Here is an 18,936-nt window from a genome sequence, read left to right as displayed (position 1 = left end):
GGCCGTTCGGAGAGCACGCGTCAGAGCGCGACCGGCTCCGCCCGCGAGATCGCGATCATGTCCTCGCGAGGAACGACCTTCACGCGCGCACGGCCCTCGGGCTCGCCGAGCGCCATCTCGTGCTCGTCCAGCCGGTGCCAGCCGTCGAGATCCGTGTAGGCGATCTCCCGCTCCTCGAGCAGGGCGACCACGGCCGCCTCCTCGGGGTGCTCGGGCGTCCACCAGGACGCCTGGTCGTTGAGCACGTGCGCGACGGTCTCCATGGCGTCGGACTTGGTGTGCCCGATGAGGCCCACCGGTCCGCGCTTGATCCAGCCGGTCGCGTACACGCCGTGGACCTGCTGGTCCTCGTCGTCCAGGACCTGCCCCTCGCGGTTCGGGATCACGCCGCGCATCTCGTCGAACGGGAGGCCGTCGAGCGGCGAGCCGAAGTAGCCGACCGCGCGGTACACGGCCTGGACCGGGACCTCGCGGATCTCACCCGTGCCGCGCACTCCGCCCTCGCCGTCCGGCTCGGTGCGCTCGTACCGGATCGCGCCGACCCGACCGGATCCGTCGTCCACGAACTCGAGCGGCTTCGCCCAGAAGTGCAGGTGGAGACGACGCGAGGCGCTCCCGACCTCGCGGGTGCGCCACTGGTTGAGCACCCGGTTGATGACCATGACCTGCTTGTTGGTCGCGATGGCGGCCTCCGAAGCGGGATCGAGGTCGAAGTCCTCGTCGGCGACGATCATGTCGACGTCGCGCAGCTCGCCCAGCTCGCGCAGCTCCAGCGGCGTGAACTTCACCTGAGCGGGACCGCGGCGCCCGAAGACGTGCACGTCGGTGACAGGAGACGCCTTCAGCCCCTCGTAGACGTTCGGCGGGACCTCGGTGGGCAGGAGGTCCTCGGCGTGCTTCGCCAGCATCCGCGAGACGTCGAGCGCCACGTTGCCGTTGCCGATGACGGCGACGGAGGACGCCTCCAGCGGCCAGGTGCGCGACACGTCGGGGTGGCCGTCGAACCAGCTGACGAAGTCGGCCGCACCGTAGGAGCCCTCGAGCTCGACACCCGGGACGTCGAGCGGAGCGTCGCGGACGGCGCCGGTCGCGAAGATCACGGCGTGGTAGTGCCGCTTGAGATCCTCGAGCGTGATGTCGGTCCCGAAGTGCACGTTGCCGAAGATGCGGATGTCGCCCCGGTCGAGCACCTCCCGCAGCGCGGTGATGATCCCCTTGATGCGCGGGTGATCGGGCGCGACGCCGTAGCGGACCAGGCCGTAGGGCGCGGGCAGGTGCTCGAACAGATCGATCGAGACGTCGTACTTCTTCTCGGCCTTGATCATGAGGTCGGCGGCGTAGATGCCCGCGGGACCCGCGCCGACGATGGCCAGCCTGAGCTTGGTCATTGCGTTCCTCCTGCCGGGGCGCCGCAGCGCACAACCGGTCTCATTCCTGCGGCGCAGGGCGCGCCGCGACGATCGGGGTCAGCCGTTGCGCTCGACGACGGTGTCGGCGAAGCGCGTCAGCGCCTTGCGGACGGAGCCGTCGGGCAGCGGAGCGAGGGCGGCGACGGCCTCGTCGGCCCACCGGTGGGCCTCGGCGAGGGTCTGCGCGGTGACGTCGTGATCGCGCAGCTGAGCGATGGCGTCCGAGATGTCGGCGCTCTGCTCCTCCGTGTGCGCGATGGCGTCGTTCGAGCGGCTCACATAGCTCTCGATGCGGGCGAGGAGAGCCGCGGCCTCCCTATCGGAGGAGGCGCGCTCGCGCAGGCGCAGGATCGGCAGCGTCGACACGCCGGCGCGGATGTCCGTGCCGGGGTTCTTTCCGGTCTCCTCCGGCTGGGGAGAGAGGTCGATGACGTCGTCGACGATCTGGAAGGCGACGCCGATCTTCTCGCCGAAGACGCGCATGGCCTCCTCGTACTCCTCCGGAGCCTCCGAGAACGCGACTCCCGTGCGGCCCGCCGCGGCGATCAGGGACCCGGTCTTGTCGGCCAGGACGGACAGGTAGTGCTCGACCGGGTCCTCGCCGTCGGTCGGGCCGACCGTCTCATGCAGCTGCCCGAGGACGAGCCGCTCGAACGTGTCGGCCTGGAGCCGGATCGCCTTGTCGCCGAGCTCGACCATCAGCTGGTTCGCGCGGGCGAAGAGCAGATCGCCCGTCAGGATGGCCACGTTGTTGCCCCACACGGTCTGCGCCGACGGGACGCCGCGGCGCTTCTCCGCCTCGTCCATGACGTCGTCGTGGTAGAGCGATGCGAGATGCGTGATCTCGATCGCCTGCGCACCGAGCAGGACCTGCGGCGTGTTGCCGCGGCCCAGCGACGCGGCCAGGAGGGTGAGCATCGGGCGCACGCGCTTGCCGCCCGCCTCGAGGAGGTACCGGGTGGAGACGTCGGCCACGGCGTCCGCGAAGGACAGCTGCCGGACGAGACCCTCCTCGACCTGCTCCAGACCCGCGTCGATCGTGCGGGCGAGAGCGCGGTCCGACGAGGAGGAGAAGATGCGCTCGGAGAGGCCGAGCTGCGCCGTCAGAGACGGGCTGCGACGGGCGACGGGCGCAGTGGCGTTCACAGGGAAACCCTAACGTCTCGGCCTGTGCGGACCCCGGTCGTCATCGGGTCGCCGCGATCGGCTTGACGCCGCGGTGCAGCGCCACGATGCCCGCGGTCAGATCGCGGTAGGCCACGCGCTCGAAGCCCGCCGCGCGGAGCCAGGCGGCGACGACGCTCTGCTCCGGCCAGGCCCGGATGGAATCGCCTAGATAGTCGTACGCAGGATTGTTCGACGACGCGAGGCGCACGACGGCGGGCATGACCGTCGACAGGTAGAAGTCGTACGCGGCGGCCAGCGGAGCGATCGGCGGAGTCGAGAACTCGCAGATCACGACCCGGCCGCCGGGCTTCAGCACACGCAGGAACTCGGCGAGCGCCGTCCTCGGCTCGGCCACGTTGCGCAGACCGAACGAGATGGTCACGGCGTCGAACGACTCGTCCTCGAACGGGAGGTCCATCGCGTCGGCCTGGACGAACTCGATCCGGTCGTTGCCCGCCTGACGGCGACGGCCGACGGCGATCATCCCCGGGGAGAAGTCGGCTGCGACGACCTGGGCGCCCGACCGCGCCAGCGACGCGCTCGACGTTCCGGTGCCGGCCGCGATGTCGAGGATGCGCTCACCGGGAGCAGGGTTGACGGCGCGAGTGGTCGCGATCCGCCAGAGCCGGTCGTTCCCCACCGAGAGGAGTCCGTTCACCAGGTCGTAAGCGGGAGCCACGGTGTCGAACATCGAGGCGACCTCGTCGGGCCGTTTGGTGAGGTCTGCCTTCGTCACGATCCGCAAGTCTACGGCGAGACGCGGGACGGCGGCTGTGCATCCGCCGTCCCGCGCCGGTCGGCGCGCTCCCCCCCCCTGGGGAAGCGCCGGGACCGCCCCGCTCCGCCTCGCGCGGCGGCCCCGGACCGGATCACGGTAGCAACGGAGCCCTGCGCCCCGAGCCCCGCGGCATGGGACGTCCCACCTTCTGGCGCGGGCGTACCCTGCTGAGGTGACGCTCATCGGCGCTGGAACCCCCCTGCTGCGTGCGGAGACGACTCCACTGGACTCTCCGCAGTCGCTCCTCTCCCACTCCGACCCGAGGCGGCCCCTCCTCTGGCAGCGCGACGGCGCCGGCCTCAGCGGACGCGGCGAGGCCCTGCGCCTCGAGTTCTCGGGCCCGGAACGGCTGCGGGATGCCGCGGCGGCCTGGCGTCGGCTCTGCGACGCGGCGACGGTGGAGGACCGGGTCGGACTGCCCGGGACGGGGCTGGTCGCGTTCGGGACCTTCGCTTTCTCGAGCCGATCCGAGGCGACGAGCGTGCTGATCGTGCCGCGCACCGTGATCGGGACGCGCGACGGCCGGTCATGGCTGACGCGGATCACGATCGGCGAGGCGGAGAGACCGTATACGCCGAGCGAGGAGCCGCTGGGGGCGGAGTACCACGTGCCGCTCTCGCCGGGTGCGCTGCCGCCGGACGGGTACCGCGCGGCGGTCGCTGCCGCGGTGGAGACGATCCGGGCGGGTGAGCTGTCCAAGGTCGTGATCGCGCGCGATCTGAAGGGACGGCTCCCGCCGGGGGCGGACCTGCGTCAGATGCTGGGTGCGCTCACCGAGCGGTACCCGGACTGCTGGGGCTTCGCCGTGGACGGATTCCTCGGCGCCAGTCCGGAGACGCTGGTCGCGGTCGATCGGGGCGAGATCTCGGCGAGGGTGTTGGCCGGCACGGCCGCACGAGGCGAGGATCCCCTCGCCGACGCGGACGTGGAGGCCGCTCTGCTCGAGAGTCCGAAGGACCGCTCGGAGCACGCTTTCGCTCTCGCCAGTCTGGTCCGGGAACTCGAGCCCCACACACGGGAGCTGACGGCGGGCGCCGCCCCGTTCACGCTCCGCCTGCCGAACCTCTGGCACCTCGCGACGGACGTGCGAGGAATTCTGGACGACTCCTCCAGCGCGCTCGATCTCGTCGATGCTCTTCACCCGACCGCCGCAGTGGCCGGCACTCCGACCGCCGACGCCCTTGCGCTCATCGAGCACCTGGAGCCCTTCGACCGCGGTCGGTACGCAGGACCCGTCGGCTGGATCGACGGCAACGGCGACGGCGAGTGGGCTGTCGGACTCCGCAGCGCCGAGGTCACGGCCGAGGGCGCGGTCACGGCCTGGGCGGGCGCCGGCATCGTGGCCGACAGCGTTCCCGAGTCCGAGCTCGCCGAGACCCGCATGAAGTTCCGCCCGATCACCGACGCGCTGGCCTGACGCACGTCGGGAGTCGTTGAAGCCGTCGGCTACCCGGCGCCTACCCCGCCGGGTCCCCGTCGAGCCGGGGAGCACCCGGCCGTCGTCCTGCACCCACCGGCGGACGCCCGGGCAGCGCCGGCGGCCGGGTCGTCACGCGGCGGCCGGTCGGTGTGGTCCAGTCCGCTGTGCCGTCCGGATGGAGCAGATACGTCCAGCGGTCGCCGTGGCGCACGTGGTGGTGGGCGACGCACAGGGAGGCGAGGTTGTCGGGAGTCGTCTCTCCCCCGTTCCGCCATTCGACGCTGTGGTCGGTCTCCGTCGAGGACGCCGGCCGGGTGCAGCCCGGGAAGCGGCAGGTCTGGTCGCGGAGGCGGACCAGCAGCCTCATCCTCGGCGGTGGGAGCCGGTGGCGGCGCCCGACGGAGACGACCGCGCCGGTCTCCTCGTCGGTCAGCACGGGAGTGAAGGCGGCGTCGTCGTCGATGAGCGCTCGCACCGTCTCGGCAGGGATCGGCCCGTAGCCGTCGAGCTCGGCGGCCGCCTCGTCGTCACCCGCGGCGGTGCTCGCCGCCACGGTGACTCTCACCTCGGCCCGCAGCCCGGTCGAGGGCGCCGCGGCTCCCTCCGGAGTGGTCCCCGCCACGTCCCCGTGGCAGAGCAGGTCGGCCCACGCATCGGCGCGGAGCTGCGCCAGCGTCCGCAGATCGCGGTCCCCTTCGGCGCCGTCCCGCAGATCCCTCGCGATGCGGTCGAGTCGGGCGAGCGCTCCGACGGCCTCGGGCGCGGGGACGTGCGCGCAGACCGTCGCCATGCCGTCGATCCCGGCTGTCATCCACACCCGGCGGTCCTCGCGGGCGCGAGCGTGCCGCTCGGCGAGGGGCTCGTCGTGCAGCTCCTCCCGCACCCGCGCGAGGGCGTGGCGCAGCTGCCCCGGGGTCAGCGTCTCCGCGAGGTCGACGGCCCGGTCGTCGTAGGCCGCGCGCGCCGCTGCCGGGAGGGTCGCCGCGACGGAGCAGACGAGCTGGCCGGCCTCCCAGCGCATCCTGGCGTCGGCGAGCGCGGAGCGGGTCCGCGGCAGCTCCTCCATCAGGAGCGAGGCGTGCAGCAGCTCCCTGGCGGCGGTGCGCTCGGAGACCCCGAGGGCGACGGCGAACTCCGCTCGGATCGACCGTTCGACGAGGTCCGTCGCATCCTTGCTGTCCGTCGAGGAGCCTCGGGCGAACGCGTCGGGACAGGTCAGCGCCGCGCGGTGTCCCGCGTGCAGCGCCTCCGCCGCGGTCAGGAGCACCGGGGAGGCGCTCCTCGCGAGCGCCGCCGCCCGGTCGCCGAGGGCGAGGACCTCTCCTCGCACCGTCTCCGCATCAGCCATGCCTCCAGCGAAGCAGCAGCAGACGAGCTGCGGAGCTCGAACGAGGCGTCCCCGGGAGAACAGCGTCCGACGACGACCTGTGGAGGACCGACCGACCGGACCCGTGCGGACTCAGCGCTCGAGCCGGATCTCCACGATGCCCGGCCCGTCACCCGGCGAGGTCAGCGCCTGCTCCAGCTCGCCGCGCGTCGCCGCACGACGGTGGCCCCACCCGTAGGCGCGCGCGAGAGCCTCCAGATCGGCGTTCTGCGGGGTGAACTGCACGCGGTCGAACGCATCGGGATGCGAGCTCGACGCGACCTCGAGTCCGTCGAAGATCGTGCCGCCCCCGTCGTTCACGACGACGAGCTGCACGCGCGGGCGTCGCTCTCCGGGCGGGAGGAGGAGGCCGCCGGCCTCGTGGAGCAGAGTGAGATCGCCGAGGACCGCCCGGGTGACTCCGCCGGCTCCCTGCTCGGTCGCCTGCGAAGCCACCGCGATCCCGAGAGCCGTCGAGATCGTGCCGTCGATGCCGGCGAGGCCGCGGTTCGCCAGGACGGATATCCGCTTGCCCGGCAGGGTCCCGTCGGCGACGCGGATCAGCCGCGACGCTCCGAACAGCAGCCGGTCGTGCGGCCAGGTGACCTTCCAGACCGCGGCGACGACGAAGTCGCGGGTGAGCGGTGCCCTGATCGCGGCGAGGGCGTTGCGCGCGTAGCCGCGGCGGTCCTCGACCGACATCGACCCCGCGTCGGGGACCTCGTCCAGCTCGTCGGGGTCGACCGTCAGGGCGCGGCTCGCGGACACCCAGGATCCGGCCCAGGCGCGCTCGCCGCGCTCAGGACGCGGCGACCCCTCGGGGCGGACCACGTCGACGCCTCCGACGCGGCGGGCGCGCCGGCCGGGGTTGTAGAACTGATCGCGCACGGCGTCCACGACGATCACCTCGACGTCCTCGCGGCGCAGCAGATCGGGGACCTCGCGGGAGAGCGTCGGGTGTCCGAGCACGATCGCCCGGCGGATGCGTCCGCCGAAGTCGGGCTCGCCGAGCAGGCGCCGCCAGGCGACGACGAGCTGCGGTCCGAAGCGGGCGCCGGAGGAGACCTCGGCCAGCAGCGGCCAGTCGCCGGCGCGAGCGATCTCCTCGGCCGCGGCGCCCGCCTTGTCCCCGGCGATGACGACCGTGAGCGGCTCACCGGGACCGGCGGTCACGACGGCACCCGGGATCCAGGATCCGACGGCGGGCGACGAGACCGGTTCGATCCGCTCCATGTCGGGCAGAGCGGAGGAGAGCGGATCGCGGAAGGAGAGGTTCAGATGGACCGGCCCGCGGCGCGCCACGGTGACGGCACGATCGGCGAGCGCCCGCGCGTCCTCGGGCAGGGAGGCGTCGTCCGGAGCAGCGACGTCCTCGAACAGCCGCACGGCACGCCCGTACAGCTCGCGCTGCTCGGCCGTCTGGTTCGAGCGGATGCCGCGCAGCTCGTCGGGCCGGTCGGCGGTCAGGACGATCATCGGCACGTCCGAGGCGTCCGCCTCGAGCACTGCCGGGTGCAGGTTCGCGGTCGCCGTGCCGGAGGTCGTGATCACGAGCGCCGGCATCCGGGATTCGAGGGCGAGGCCCAGCGCCAGGAACCCCGCGGAGCGCTCGTCGATCCGCACGTGCAGCCGGATGTCGCCGCGGGTCTCGAGCTCGGCCGCCACCAGGGCGAGCGCCTGCGAGCGGGAGCCCGGAGCGACGACGACGTCGCGGACGCCGAGCGCGACGAAGCGGGTGAGGAGGTCGACCGCGAATCGGGTGGAGGGGGCGACCGGCCGGTGCTCAGGCATCCCGGCGGCCGGGGCCGTCGGCCTCGCCCTGCTCGTCCATCTCGGCGAGGTCGCGCTCGAGCTGGGCGATGCGCTCGGCCTGCAGGCGCTCCTCCTCGGGGTCGCGCTCGGTGCGGAGGGTGCCGAGGAAGTCGGGGTCGTCGTCCGGAGCGGTGTAGCGGCGGCCGGCGGCGCGCTGCTTGCGAGGGCGGCCGATCCAGAACCACAGTCCCGCACCGATGACCGGGAGGATCAGCACCACCAGGAGCCAGGACCACTTCGGGATCGCCCGCACGGCGTGACGGTTGCTCATCGCGACGTCGATCACGGTGTAGACCGTGAAGACGGCGAGGGCCACGAGCAGGCCGATGACGAGGCGGATCATGGACACGAGTCTACGTCCGGCACCCCCGTCGGGGAGGGTCCGCACGGACGCTGGACAGGAGGCTCCCACGGTGCTCACGGAAGCGCGTGCAGGGGCCGACGTACACTGTCCCGGTGAAACTGAGCCGCGCGGTCGTCGTCTACTCGCTCCTGCGCCTGGCGATGTTCGCCGGCGTCTTCGTGCTGGTGTACCTGCCGGCGCGCACCTTCGTCGACTCGGAGCTGACGGCCGCGGTCACCGCGGGCTTCGTCGCCGCGATCGCGAGCCTGTCACTCTCCTACATCCTGCTGAGGAAGCCCCGCGAGCGCATCGCGGAGGCGATCTACGAGCGCCGCAAGGACGTCCCGCGCGCCCCGACCGACGACGACGTCGAGGACGCCGCGGTCGACGCGACCCGCGACGACCGCTGAGCCGGGCGATCCCGCCGGCGAGGGCTCCCCTCGGACGCGCTGACCCCGCTCGCACCAGGCCCGGCACGCAACAGCCGATATCACCCGAATCCGGCCCACCCGAGCCCGCCTCGTGCGAGCCTCCGCTCTAGAACGCCAGCGCCGCCCCGAGGATGACCGCGTAGGCGAGCCCGCCCAGGCTGGTCAGCTGCAGCGCCAGGATGAGTTCCTTCGCCGTCTTCGCCGTCAAGGTGATCAGGATGGCCGGCAGGATCATCAGAAGCACGAAGAGCGTCAGCCATGCCAGCGGGTAGAACAGCGCGAGGATCACCGCGATGCCGAACGGGATCAGCACGAAACCCGTGTAGATCGCTCGGGACACGGCCGGTCCTGCGAGCACCGCGAGGGTCCGCTTGCCCGAGAGGCGGTCGGTCGGGATGTCGCGGATGTTGTTGACCATGAGCACGGCGCAGGCGAACAGGCCCGCCGCCACGGCGCCGAGCCACGACTCCTGGTTGGTGCGGCCGATCTGCACGAACGTGGTGCCGACGGTGGCGACCAGGCCGAAGAACACGAAGACGAAGAGCTCGCCGAGCCCGAGGTAGCCGTAGGGGCGGCGTCCGCCGGTGTAGAACCAGCCGGCCGCGATCGCCGCCGCGCCGACGATCAGGAACCACCACTGCCCTGAGAGGGCGGTGAGCACGAGGCCGGCGACGGCCGCGATCCCGAAGAAGACCAGGGCGACGGTGAGCACCTGGCGGGGCTTCGCCGCTCCGGAGCCGGTCAGCCGCGAGGGTCCGACGCGGTTGGCGTCGGTGCCGCGCACGCCGTCGGAGTAGTCGTTGGCGTAGTTGACGGCGATCTGCAGGGCGAGCGAGACGGCCAGGCAGAGCAGGGCGCGCACCCAGTGCCAGCCCTCGTCGACGACCTGGGTCGCTCCGGTGCCGATGAGCACGGGGGCGACGGCCAGCGGGAGGGTGCGGAGGCGGGCGCCGGCGATCCACTCGCGGGGACCGGCGGGCTTCACGACGACCGCTCGCGGGCTGCCCCCGGGGCGGCCGCTGGAGGACTTCTTCTTGCGACTCGTACTCGACACGGAGGGAATCCTACCCACCGGCCCGTCGACGCTCGGAGCCGGTCAGGCCTGCTCGGCGAGCACCTCGAGGGCGCGGCGGTCGGGCTTCCCGGAGGCGAGGAGGGGGATGCGGCCGACCGGCAGCACGGCCGCGGGAGCGGCGGCGCGCCCGAGGCGGTCGGCGATCAGGGCGCGCAGGTCGGTGAGCGGGGGAGCCTCCTCCGCCGTCACGACGACCGGGACCTCGCCCCACTGCTCGTCCGCCCGCCGCACGACGACCGCGTCGGGGACGGTCCCCTCGCGCAGCACGGCCTCGACGGCGTCGAGCGACACCTTCTCCCCGCCCGACACGATCACGCGGTCGAGCCGGCCGGTCACCCGGAGGCGCCCGTCGACGATCGAGCCCGCGTCGCCCGTGCGGTACCAGCGCTCCCCGTCGAGCTCCAGGAAGGCGGCGGCGCTGCGCTCGTGGTCGATCGCGCCGTCGGCGTCGAGGTAGCCCTCCGCGAGGGTCGGGCCGCCGAGCAGCACCTGCCCGTTCTCGACGCGCATCCGCACGTCGTGGAGCGGGACGCCGTCGTAGACGCAGCCGCCGGACGTCTCGCTCGATCCGTAGGTCAGGCGGATGCGCACGCCGAGGGCGGCGGCGCGGTCCCGCAACGGCTGCGGCGTCGCCTGGCCGCCGATCAGGAGCGCGTCGAACGAGCGGAGCGCCTCGGCCGCGGCCGGATCGCGCTCGGCGAGATCCAGCAGCCTCGCGAGCTGCACGGGGACCAGCGAGGAGTACCTCCGCTCCCCCGCCGGCATCGTCCGAGCGAGAGCGAGGAAGGCCGCCGCGTCGAAGCCGCCGGCCGGGAGGACGACCGGGTCGGCCTCCGCCGTCAGCGAGCGGACGAGCACCTGCAGTCCCGCGACGTAGTGCGTCGGCAGGCAGAGCAGCCAGCGTCCCGGCCCGCCCAGCTCGGCGAGGGTCGCGGAGGCGCTGGTGAGCAGGGCCGCTGTCGAGAGCGCGACCCGCTTGGGCGGCCCCGACGAGCCCGAGGTCTCGACGACGACGGCGACGCGCTGGGGCACGACGGCGCCATCGGAGGCGGTCGCGGCGCCGGGGGCGGAGACAAGGATCGCCGGGCCGCTGCCGTCCAGGGCCGCGCGCAGAGCGAGGAGGACGGCCTCGACCGTCGCGTCGACACCGGCGAGCGGGCGGGTCACCTGCGTGCCCTCCGGCTCAGAACTGCCACGGGAACGGCGACCAGTCGGGCTCGCGCTTCTCGAGGAAGGAGTCGCGTCCCTCGACGGCCTCGTCGGTGCCGTAGGCGAGGCGCGTCGTCTCGCCCGCGAAGAGCTGCTGGCCCACGAGGCCGTCGTCCACGGCGTTGAACGCGTACTTCAGCATCCGGATGGCCGTGGGCGACTTGGTGAGGATCGTCTCGGCCCACTCCACCGCGGTCGTCTCGAGCTCGGCGTGCGGGACGACCGCGTTCACGGCGCCCATCTCGTAGGCGCGCTGCGCGGAGTACTCCCGCGCGAGGAAGAACACCTCGCGCGCGGCCTTCTGCCCGATCTGGCGGGCGAAGTACGCGGAGCCGTAGCCCGCGTCGAAGGAGCCGACGTCGGCGTCCGTCTGCTTGAAGCGCCCGTGCTCAGCGGAGGCGAGGGTGAGGTCGCAGACCACGTGCAGCGAGTGCCCGCCTCCCGCGGCCCAGCCGGGGACGGCCGCGATGACGACCTTCGGCATGAAGCGGATGAGGCGCTGCACCTCGAGGATGTGCAGGCGGCCGTTCCGCGCTGAGTCGATGCCCTCGGCGGTCTCGCCGTCGGAGTACCGGTAGCCGTCGCGGCCGCGGATCCGCTGGTCTCCCCCGGAGCAGAACGCCCAGCCCCCGTCGCGCGGGCTCGGGCCGTTGCCGGTGAGGATGACGACGCCGACGCGCGGGTTCGTCCGGGCGTCCTCGAGGGCGCGGAACAGCTCGTCGACCGTGCGCGGCCGGAACGCGTTGCGGACCTCGGGCCGGTCGAACGCGACCCGCGCGATGCGGCCGGAGCGGTCGTGGTGGTAGGTGATGTCCTCGAGTGCGTCGAAGCCGTCGACGGCCGCCCAGCGGTGCGCGTCGAACAGTTCGGAGACCTGCGTGCTCATGTCACGACCCTACTGATCCGGACTGCACGGCGACTCGACACCGCTCGGGCAGACGGAAGGGGACCCCGCTGACGCGGAGTCCCCTTGCCGGTGCTCGCCCCTACTTGGCGGCGGAGGTGGTGCGGTTCTCGGCCGACACCATCCAGGCGTACTGCTCGAGGCTCTGGATGATCGCGTGGAGGAGGTCCGCGCTGGTCGGGTCCTCCTCGTCCACCTGGTCGTGGACCTCGCGCATGGTGGCGGCGGTGTTCTCGAGGCGGATCGTGACCAGGTCGACGGTCTCGGCCGTGTCGATCTCGCCGTGCGGGTACTCGGGGAGGGTGGTGGTCGCGGCGACGGTGTCGCTGCGGCCGTCCGGGATCCCGTGGAGGGCGCGCATGCGCTCGGCGATGTCGTCGCTGAACTCGCGCGCGGCCTCGATGATCTCGTCGAGCTGCAGGTGAAGGTCGCGGAAGTTCTTGCCGACGACGTTCCAGTGGGCCTGCTTGCCCTGGACGTGGAGCTCGATCAGGTCGACGAGGACGATCTGGAGGCTGTCGAGCAGCTCCTTGGAGGCCTTGAAGCCCTTCTCGGCGTTCTGACGGCGGCTGGTCTTGGCACCGGAGCCCGCGGGGGCTTCGACGTGGCGTTCGAGGGTGGTGGTCATGGACCGTTCCTTTCTCTTGCAGTGCCGGGTGCGGTGTCCCGCCCCGAGTCTGGCTTCTTCGGCTGGACGGCGCCCGCACGCGCGGGGTGCGCGCGCTGGGCGGGGCCCGTGGTTGCAGGGATCAGATCGTGGCGACGGATCCGGAGTCGACGCGGTAGTTCGAGCCGTTCACGAACGAGGCGCGGTCGGAGCAGAGGAAGGCGATCACGGCTGCGACCTCCTCGGCCTCGCCCCGGCGCTTCAGCTCCATGTACGGCCGCTCCTCGTCGAGGAAGGACGAGATCGCCTCGTCGACCGAGGTGCCCCTCTGCTCGGCGCGCTTGGACATCATCGCGTCGGTCATCGGAGTGCGGATGAACGCGGGCGAGACCGTGTTCACGTGCAGGCCCTCCTGCGCGTAGGAGCGCGAGAGGCCCTTGGCGAAGGCGAGGACGCCCGCCTTCGCGGCGCAGTAGGGCAGTTCGTCGTCGTAGGGCTGCACGGCGTCCTCGGAGGCGGTGAGCACGAGCCGACCCCAGCCTCCGGTGCGGAGGTCGGGGAGGAACTCGCGCACGAGCCGCACAGGCCCGAGCAGATCGACCTCGAGGGTGCTGGTCCAGCCCTCGTCGTCGATCTCGTGGAAGAGGCCCTGCGCCCCCGTGACTCCGGCGCACTGCACGAGGATGTCGATCGCGCCGACCGCTCCGGCCACGCGGCGGTGCAGCTCGGCGAGCTGCTCCGTGCTGGTGACGTCGGCGGCGAAGGCGTGCAGGCGGCCCTCCGGAGCGTCGAGCCCGGCCGCGGCCCGGTCCAGCTCCGCCTGGTCCTTGTCGGTGATCACGACGGTCGCGCCCTCGGCGAGGAGGAGCTGCGCCGTGGCCAGGCCGATGCCGGAGTCGCCTCCGGTGACGAGGGCGGTGCGGCCGGTGATCCCGAGATCCATGCTGAGGTGCTCCTTGTGGGTGCGGTGCGAGGGGGTGGTACCGGTCTACGCCCCTCGGAGCCGGCCCTCAACGGGTTGCGCGGACGCAGTCGGCGGGGTTACGCGCGGCCGACCTTCTCCGGCGCCAGCTCCTCGATGGTGATGGCCGCGTTGATCAGCGCGAGGTGGCTGAGCCCCTGCGGCAGGTTGCCCCAGAAGGCCAGGTCGTCGACCGCGATCATCTCGGACATGATCCCGACGTCGTTCGGGACCGTGGCGACGAGCTCGTCCATCAGGGCGACCGACTCGTCGTGCCGACCGACGCAGGCCAGGGCGGACGCGAGCCAGAACGAGCAGGCCACGAACGGGTGCTCCTCGCCCTCCATGCCGGAGTAGCGGAACAGCAGCGCGCCGCGGCCGAGCTCCTTCACCAGGGCGTCGATGGTGGAGATCATCCGCTCGCCGCGCTCGTAGCCGCTGGGCGCGTGCAGGAGCACCGAGGCGTCCAGCTCCTCGCTGCCCGGGTACATCACGTAGGAGCCGAGCTCCTCGGACCAGCAGTGCTCCTCGATCCACTCGCGGATGCGGTCGCGCTCGAAGCGCCAGCGGTCGGGGCTGCCCGCGACCTGGCCGAGCTCCGCCAGGTGCACGGCCGCGTCGAGCGCCTGCCAGCAGCCCATCTTCGAGGAGGTGTAGTGCTGCTCCTCCTCCAGCTCCCACATGCCCGCATCGCGGTTCCGCCACAGGTCGCAGGTGGTGTCGGCGACGCGGGCGAGGAGCCGACCGGTCTGGATGTCGAGGACGTTGCCCTCGTCGACGTAGATGCGGCAGATGTCGAAGAGGTCGCCGAAGACGCCCAGCTGCAGCTGGCTCTGCGCTGCGTTGCCGGCGACGACCGGGCCGATGCCGGCGTAGCCCGGGACGTCGAACTCCTCCAGGACGGTCGGCATGGAGCCGTCGAGTCCGTAGAAGATGTGCAGATCCGGTCCGTGCTCCTTGATCGTGCGGAGGAGCCAGGACAGCGCGGCGTGCGTCTCCTCGCGCAGGCCGAAGCGCACCAGCGCGTGCATCGTGTACGCGGCGTCGCGCACCCAGGCGAAGCGGTAGTCCCAGTTCTTGCCGCCGTTGGGCGACTCCGGGAGCGACGTGGTCGCGGCCGCGGCGATGGCTCCTGTGGGCGAGTAGATCAGCAGCTTGAGCGCGAGGGCGCTGCGCTGGACGGCCTCGGACCACGGGCCGTCGTAGGAGAACTCCTCCGACCAGTCCTGCCAGCTGCGGATGGTGCGGTCGATGCCGCGGTCGACGTTCTTCGCGACCGGGAAGTGCAGCGGCTCGTCGTGCGTGGCCGACACGACCAGGACGTGCCGCACGGCGTCCTTCCCCGCGGTCACGACGAAGGAGCCCGTCAGCTCGTCGCCGGCGCCGGAGGGCGCGTCGTCGCCGTCGGGCCCGTGCTCCTGCCCGGTGACGCCGATGGTGATGTCTCCGGCGCGGATGAGCGAGCGGCCGTCGGCGTTCTGGATCCACGGGGAGAACCGGCCGAGTCCCGTTCCGGGACGCACGGCCCAGCGCATCCGCACCTCGCCGTCGACACCGTCCACGCGGCGCGCGAGCTCGGCCCACGGGAGGCGGCCCGCGATCCCGGTGACGAGCGCGTCCGTCACGCGGACGGTGCCCGACTCGGTGGTGAAGGTGGTCTCGAGGACGTTCGTGTCGCGGATGTAGGCGCGCGAGACCTCGGCGGGCTCCTCGGGGGCGAGCTCGACGCAGCCGCCGGACTCGGCGTCGATCAGGGCGGCGAAGGCGGGGGTGGAGCCGAGGTCCGGGACGGGCATCCAGTCGACGCTGCCGTCCTTCGCGATCAGGGCGACCGTGCGACCGTCTCCGATCGCGGCGTAGTCGCGCAGGGGCCTGGTCGAGCGGGGTGCAGCCATCCCCTCACCGTAGGGCGCGGGCGGTGCGCCGATTCGGGCTTGCGGGCGGACGGGCTTGCTTGTAGCGCCCGGTCAGGTCGCGGCGACTCCGCCGTACTCCTCGAGGCGGTCGGTGAACTCGCCGCGGTCCTCGTCCTGCAGGACCCCGTTCGCGTACCCGGCGAGGAACGCGCCCTGCGGGTCCGGCGAGAGGCCGACTCCGTCCAGCATGTCGGCGACCAGGCCGGTCGGATCGGCGTCGAGGTCGACGAGGCCCATCTCGATCGCGGGCACGAGGTCGGCGGAGGAGCGCGCGGTGACGATCCAGAGCGCGGCCGACGCCTCCTCGTCCGAGAGGTCGCCGTCGAGCTCGTAGCCCGCCTCCGACCACTCCTCGGGGGTGTCGGCCACCTCGACGTCGTCGAAGCCGAGGGGCGAGAGCGCTGCGGTGAAGCGGTCGACCGCCGCCTGCCTGTCGGCGTCGGTCGAGACGTCGGCGGCGGCGTACTCGGTCGCCGAGATGTAGTCGTACAGAAGGGAGGGACCGCCGTAGGCGTTCTGCGACTGCTCGTAGTACTCGTCGTCGGCCGAGGTCCACTCCTCGGGGACGGCGCCCTCGACGGCCGCGACGGCCTGCTCGGCACTCGCGCGCACGTCCTCCGCGGACGGCTGGCCGAGGATCGTCGCGGCGTCACCGTCCTGGTAACCGGGGTAGTCGTAGAGCGGATCGGACGGGTCCCCGCTGCCGAACGGGTCGTCCGTCGGGTCGCCGAACGGCTCGGACGGAGCGCTCGTCGACGCGCTGCCGGCGGCGGAGTCGAGCGCGCCGCCCACTCCGACGGCGACGAGCGTGCCGAGCACGCCGGTGTAGACGACGCCCACGAGGAGGCTCGTGCCCAGCGCGATCCAGGCGCCCCTGCCGAGCGGGCGGCGGGAGGGGACGGAGCCCTGCGTCGGGCCCGGGGCGGGCGCGGGCGGCGGGCTCATCGGCATCTGGCTCATCGCACTCCTCCGGACTCCAACGGCAGCCTCGTCAGTCTGGCACCTCGGCGGGCGCTCGGAGGAGGGACCCCGGGGGCTTGCGCGCGCGTCGCCGACCTCCTGCGCCCGGGTGGCCGCCGCGTGGCCCCGGCCGGTGGACAATGGCCGGATGGACGACGTCGTGCCCGCCTCCCCGCTCCCCTCCCTCGGCGAGATCGACGCGGGACTCCGCGTCGTCGCTCTGCCGCTGCGCACCCGCTTCCGCGGTGTGGACCACCGCGAGATCGCGCTCGTGCGCGGCCCCGAGGGCTGGACCGAGTTCTCGCCCTTCCTCGAGTACGGCGCGGAGGAGTCGGCGGCGTGGCTCCGGGCGGCGATCGACTACGGCTGGAGCGAGCAGCCGGCACCGCTGCGCGACCGCATCCCGGTGAACGCGACCATCCCGGCCGTCGCACCGCACGAGGTCGCCGCCGTGCTCGCGAGCTACCACGGCTGCCGCACGGCGAAGGTGAAGGTCGCCGAGCGCGGCCAGACGCTGGCCGACGACGTGGCCCGGGTCGTCGAGGTCCGCCGCCTGCTCGGTCCGGAGGGCCGGATCCGCGTGGACGCGAACGGCGGCTGGAACCTCGACGAGGCCGAGCACGCCGTCCACGCCCTCGCGGAGTCCGACCTCGAGTACGTCGAGCAGCCGTGCGCGAGCGTCGACGAGCTGGCGGAGCTGCGCTACCGGGTGAAGTACATGGGCATCCCGATCGCCGCCGACGAGAGCGTCCGCAAGGCCGCCGATCCACTCGCCGTCGCCCGGGCCGGAGCCGCGGACCTGCTGGTCGTGAAGGCCCAGCCGCTCGGCGGGACACGCCGGGCGCTGGCGCTCGTCGCCGAGGCGGGGCTGCCGGCGGTGGTCTCGAGCGCGATCGACAGCTCGGTCGGACTCGCCATGGGCGCCGCCCTGGCCGCGGCGCTCCCCGAGCTGCCCTTCGACTGCGGACTCGGCACCGCGTCCCTCCTCGCCGCGGACGTCACGGAGCGGCCGCTGCGGCCGGTCGACGGCGGCATCCCCGTCGGCCGCGTGGAGGTCTCGGAGGAGCTCCTCTCCCGTCACGCCGTGTCACCGGAGCGGCTCGCCTGGTGGCGGGCGCGGCTCCGCGACTCCTACGCGCTGCTCTGATCGTCGGCGGCGGGCACCGTGTCGGAGGGGCGGCAGAATGGGAGCGTCGGCCGCCGGTGCCCGACGCGTCCCCCACCCTCGAGCATCGGAGCCCCGTGAGCGCATCGACCGTCCCCGTCTTCCTCGACTGCGACACCGGAATCGACGACTCGCTCGCCCTGGCGTACCTCCTCCGCTCGCCCCGGGCCCGCCTCGTCGGGATCAGCACGGTCAGCGGCAACACCGACGCCCGCCGGGCCGCCGTCAACAGCCTCGGCCTGCTCGCGCTGGCCGGCCGCGACGACGTGCCGGTCGCCGTGGGGGCGCACCACTTCCTCGAGGAGGACTACGCCGGCGGATCTCCGCACGTGCACGGCGACGACGGCATCGGCGGGGTCGCGCTGCCCGAGGGCGGCGAGCCGGTCGACGAGGATCCGGCCGACCTCCTCCTCCGTCTCGCTCGTGAGCACGAGGGCGAGCTGCGGCTGGTCGCGATCGGCCCGCTGACGAATCTCGCGCTCGCCCTCCGTGCGCACCCGGAGATCGCGTCCCTCGTCCACTCGGTGACCGTGATGGGCGGAGCCGCGCTGGTCCCCGGCAACGTGACCGCCGTGGCGGAGGCCAACATCTGGCACGACCCTGCGGCCGCCGCCGAGGTCGTCGCGGCCGACTGGGATCTCACGCTCGTGCCCCTGGACGTGACCATGCGGCACCTGCTGACGGAGGAGGATCGCGCCGTCCTGCTCGCGTCGCCCGATCCCCTCGCGCAGGCCATCGGGCAGGCGCTCGACTTCTACTTCGACTTCTACGTCGGCCACTTCGGCGAGCGCACCGCTGCCATGCACGACCCCATGGCCGCCGCGATCGCCGTCGACGCCGTCGCCCTCACCTCCGCCCCGCGCGTCCACGTCACTGTCGACGCCACCCACGGCCCCGGCCGCGGCCAGACCGTCGCCGACCTCCGCGGCATCTACCGCGGCGTCCACCCCTCCGACGCCCGCACCCGCATCGTCCTCGCCCTCGACGCCCCTTTCGCCCCCCACCTCATCGACATCGTCACCGCCGTCTGACCCGCGCGGGGCCACCCGAAGCCCGTCCGTGCCCCCGGCCCCGACACGCCCGTTCCTCGATCAGCACGCACCGACCCGGCGCTTCCGTACGCGGGAACTCGACAGGCTCGCTCCGAGCGTTCGTGTCAGGGGATCTCGATACTCGCGCTGCTCACTACTCGATCAGCATGTCCCGTCGACCGCCGTCCCCCCGTCCTCCCGCGAAGCGCAGCTCCCCAGAACCCGACCGCGCAGCGGAGCGCTCCCCCGCGGCGACCGCTCCCCCACGGCGATCGCGAAGCGGAGCCCACCCACCTCGGCGACCGCGAAGCGGAGCCCACCCACCTCGGCGACCGCGAAGCGGAGCCCACCCACCTCGGCGACCGCGAAGCGGAGCCCACGC

At 72.9% G+C, this 18,936-nt stretch carries 18 protein-coding genes; 4 read left to right on the top strand and 14 right to left on the bottom strand.

Annotated elements, in window-relative coordinates; all coding sequences use genetic code 11:
* Positions 1–20: 20 nt before the first annotated feature.
* From C5C37_RS10335 to ubiE, 3 genes are all read right to left on the bottom strand, one after another.
* Positions 21–1,388 carry an FAD-dependent oxidoreductase gene (locus C5C37_RS10335; RefSeq protein ID WP_104223603.1) on the bottom strand — a complete coding sequence of 456 codons (1,368 nt, stop codon included), beginning with the start codon at positions 1,386–1,388 and terminating at the stop codon, positions 21–23.
* Between the two features lie 78 nt (positions 1,389–1,466).
* On the bottom strand, positions 1,467–2,555 hold the full coding sequence (locus tag C5C37_RS10330; RefSeq protein ID WP_104249782.1) for a polyprenyl synthetase family protein: 1,089 nt from the start codon (positions 2,553–2,555) through the stop codon (positions 1,467–1,469).
* A 40-nt stretch (positions 2,556–2,595) separates the two neighbouring features.
* Entirely contained in the window at positions 2,596–3,312 is a 717-nt protein-coding gene (gene ubiE / locus C5C37_RS10325) for a bifunctional demethylmenaquinone methyltransferase/2-methoxy-6-polyprenyl-1,4-benzoquinol methylase UbiE (RefSeq protein ID WP_104226060.1), read from the bottom strand.
* 214 nt (positions 3,313–3,526) lie between these two features.
* Between ubiE and C5C37_RS10320 the strand changes: the two genes are divergently transcribed.
* Positions 3,527–4,771 (top strand): isochorismate synthase MenF, encoded by a 1,245-nt coding sequence (locus C5C37_RS10320; protein WP_374954044.1) that lies wholly within the window; start codon positions 3,527–3,529, stop codon positions 4,769–4,771.
* A gap of 40 nt (positions 4,772–4,811) precedes the next feature.
* Here C5C37_RS10320 and C5C37_RS10315 read toward each other — a convergent pair whose 3' ends face one another.
* From C5C37_RS10315 to C5C37_RS10305, 3 genes are all read right to left on the bottom strand, one after another.
* Positions 4,812–6,122, bottom strand: coding sequence for an HNH endonuclease signature motif containing protein (locus tag C5C37_RS10315; RefSeq protein WP_104338896.1), 1,311 nt, complete (start codon positions 6,120–6,122; stop codon positions 4,812–4,814).
* A 111-nt stretch (positions 6,123–6,233) separates the two neighbouring features.
* Positions 6,234–7,931, bottom strand: coding sequence for a 2-succinyl-5-enolpyruvyl-6-hydroxy-3-cyclohexene-1-carboxylic-acid synthase (menD, locus tag C5C37_RS10310; protein WP_104338895.1), 1,698 nt, complete (start codon positions 7,929–7,931; stop codon positions 6,234–6,236).
* Positions 7,924–8,295 carry a PLD nuclease N-terminal domain-containing protein gene (locus tag C5C37_RS10305; protein WP_104262987.1) on the bottom strand — a complete coding sequence of 124 codons (372 nt, stop codon included), beginning with the start codon at positions 8,293–8,295 and terminating at the stop codon, positions 7,924–7,926. Before C5C37_RS10305 ends, menD begins: the two co-directional genes overlap by 8 nt.
* 113 nt (positions 8,296–8,408) lie before the next feature.
* Here C5C37_RS10305 and C5C37_RS10300 point away from each other — a divergent pair, with 113 nt between their 5' ends.
* Complete coding sequence (locus tag C5C37_RS10300; RefSeq protein ID WP_104239140.1) at positions 8,409–8,705, top strand: DUF4229 domain-containing protein; 297 nt, start codon at positions 8,409–8,411, stop codon at positions 8,703–8,705.
* Between the two features lie 127 nt (positions 8,706–8,832).
* On the opposite strand, the gene C5C37_RS10295 is transcribed toward C5C37_RS10300, so the two are convergent.
* The 7 genes from C5C37_RS10295 to C5C37_RS10265 form a co-directional block, all read right to left on the bottom strand.
* Positions 8,833–9,780 (bottom strand): 1,4-dihydroxy-2-naphthoate polyprenyltransferase, encoded by a 948-nt coding sequence (locus C5C37_RS10295; RefSeq protein WP_374953116.1) that lies wholly within the window; start codon positions 9,778–9,780, stop codon positions 8,833–8,835.
* 42 nt (positions 9,781–9,822) lie between these two features.
* Positions 9,823–10,968, bottom strand: coding sequence for an AMP-binding protein (locus tag C5C37_RS10290; protein WP_181127404.1), 1,146 nt, complete (start codon positions 10,966–10,968; stop codon positions 9,823–9,825).
* 16 nt (positions 10,969–10,984) lie between these two features.
* Positions 10,985–11,896: a 1,4-dihydroxy-2-naphthoyl-CoA synthase gene (locus C5C37_RS10285; protein WP_104249778.1), complete on the bottom strand. Its 912-nt coding sequence runs from the start codon at positions 11,894–11,896 to the stop codon at positions 10,985–10,987.
* Positions 11,897–11,996: 100 nt separating this feature from the next.
* On the bottom strand, positions 11,997–12,542 hold the full coding sequence (locus C5C37_RS10280; RefSeq protein ID WP_104223596.1) for a Dps family protein: 546 nt from the start codon (positions 12,540–12,542) through the stop codon (positions 11,997–11,999).
* Between the two features lie 121 nt (positions 12,543–12,663).
* Positions 12,664–13,464 (bottom strand): SDR family NAD(P)-dependent oxidoreductase, encoded by an 801-nt coding sequence (locus tag C5C37_RS10275; RefSeq protein WP_104338894.1) that lies wholly within the window; start codon positions 13,462–13,464, stop codon positions 12,664–12,666.
* 98 nt (positions 13,465–13,562) lie between these two features.
* Entirely contained in the window at positions 13,563–15,377 is a 1,815-nt protein-coding gene (locus tag C5C37_RS10270; protein ID WP_104247930.1) for a glycoside hydrolase family 15 protein, read from the bottom strand.
* Positions 15,378–15,449: 72 nt separating this feature from the next.
* Complete coding sequence (locus C5C37_RS10265; protein ID WP_104262954.1) at positions 15,450–16,358, bottom strand: hypothetical protein; 909 nt, start codon at positions 16,356–16,358, stop codon at positions 15,450–15,452.
* A gap of 148 nt (positions 16,359–16,506) precedes the next feature.
* Here C5C37_RS10265 and C5C37_RS10260 point away from each other — a divergent pair, with 148 nt between their 5' ends.
* A complete protein-coding gene (locus C5C37_RS10260; RefSeq protein WP_104247928.1) occupies positions 16,507–17,505 on the top strand; it encodes an o-succinylbenzoate synthase in 999 nt (332 codons plus the stop codon).
* A gap of 95 nt (positions 17,506–17,600) precedes the next feature.
* Positions 17,601–18,554 (top strand): nucleoside hydrolase, encoded by a 954-nt coding sequence (locus C5C37_RS10255; protein WP_104287693.1) that lies wholly within the window; start codon positions 17,601–17,603, stop codon positions 18,552–18,554.
* 162 nt (positions 18,555–18,716) lie between these two features.
* On the opposite strand, the gene C5C37_RS17735 is transcribed toward C5C37_RS10255, so the two are convergent.
* Positions 18,717–18,936: hypothetical protein (locus C5C37_RS17735; protein ID WP_219814477.1), on the bottom strand; the 220-nt coding region annotated here is incomplete at its 5' end.

The sequence above is a fragment of the Rathayibacter sp. AY1F9 genome (genome assembly GCF_002932155.1).
GTDB lineage: Bacteria > Actinomycetota > Actinomycetes > Actinomycetales > Microbacteriaceae > Rathayibacter.
Note: the sequence above shows the minus strand (reverse complement) of the source record. Positions and strands in the feature narration are given on the sequence as shown.

Bases quoted from the DNA above. Each gene is read 5' to 3' on its own strand.
- C5C37_RS10315 (WP_104338896.1), bottom strand. From the start codon at position 6,122: ATGGCTGATGCGGAGACGGTGCGAGGAGAGGTCCTCGCCCTCGGCGAC.
- C5C37_RS10260 (WP_104247928.1), top strand. From the start codon at position 16,507: ATGGACGACGTCGTGCCCGCCTCCCCGCTCCCCTCCCTCGGCGAGATC.
- C5C37_RS10275 (WP_104338894.1), bottom strand. From the start codon at position 13,464: ATGGATCTCGGGATCACCGGCCGCACCGCCCTCGTCACCGGAGGCGAC.
- C5C37_RS10280 (WP_104223596.1), bottom strand. From the start codon at position 12,542: ATGACCACCACCCTCGAACGCCACGTCGAAGCCCCCGCGGGCTCCGGT.
- C5C37_RS10335 (WP_104223603.1), bottom strand. From the start codon at position 1,388: ATGACCAAGCTCAGGCTGGCCATCGTCGGCGCGGGTCCCGCGGGCATC.
- C5C37_RS10265 (WP_104262954.1), bottom strand. From the start codon at position 16,358: ATGAGCCAGATGCCGATGAGCCCGCCGCCCGCGCCCGCCCCGGGCCCG.
- menD (WP_104338895.1), bottom strand. From the start codon at position 7,931: ATGCCTGAGCACCGGCCGGTCGCCCCCTCCACCCGATTCGCGGTCGAC.
- C5C37_RS10305 (WP_104262987.1), bottom strand. From the start codon at position 8,295: ATGATCCGCCTCGTCATCGGCCTGCTCGTGGCCCTCGCCGTCTTCACG.
- C5C37_RS10270 (WP_104247930.1), bottom strand. From the start codon at position 15,377: ATGGCTGCACCCCGCTCGACCAGGCCCCTGCGCGACTACGCCGCGATC.
- C5C37_RS10285 (WP_104249778.1), bottom strand. From the start codon at position 11,896: ATGAGCACGCAGGTCTCCGAACTGTTCGACGCGCACCGCTGGGCGGCC.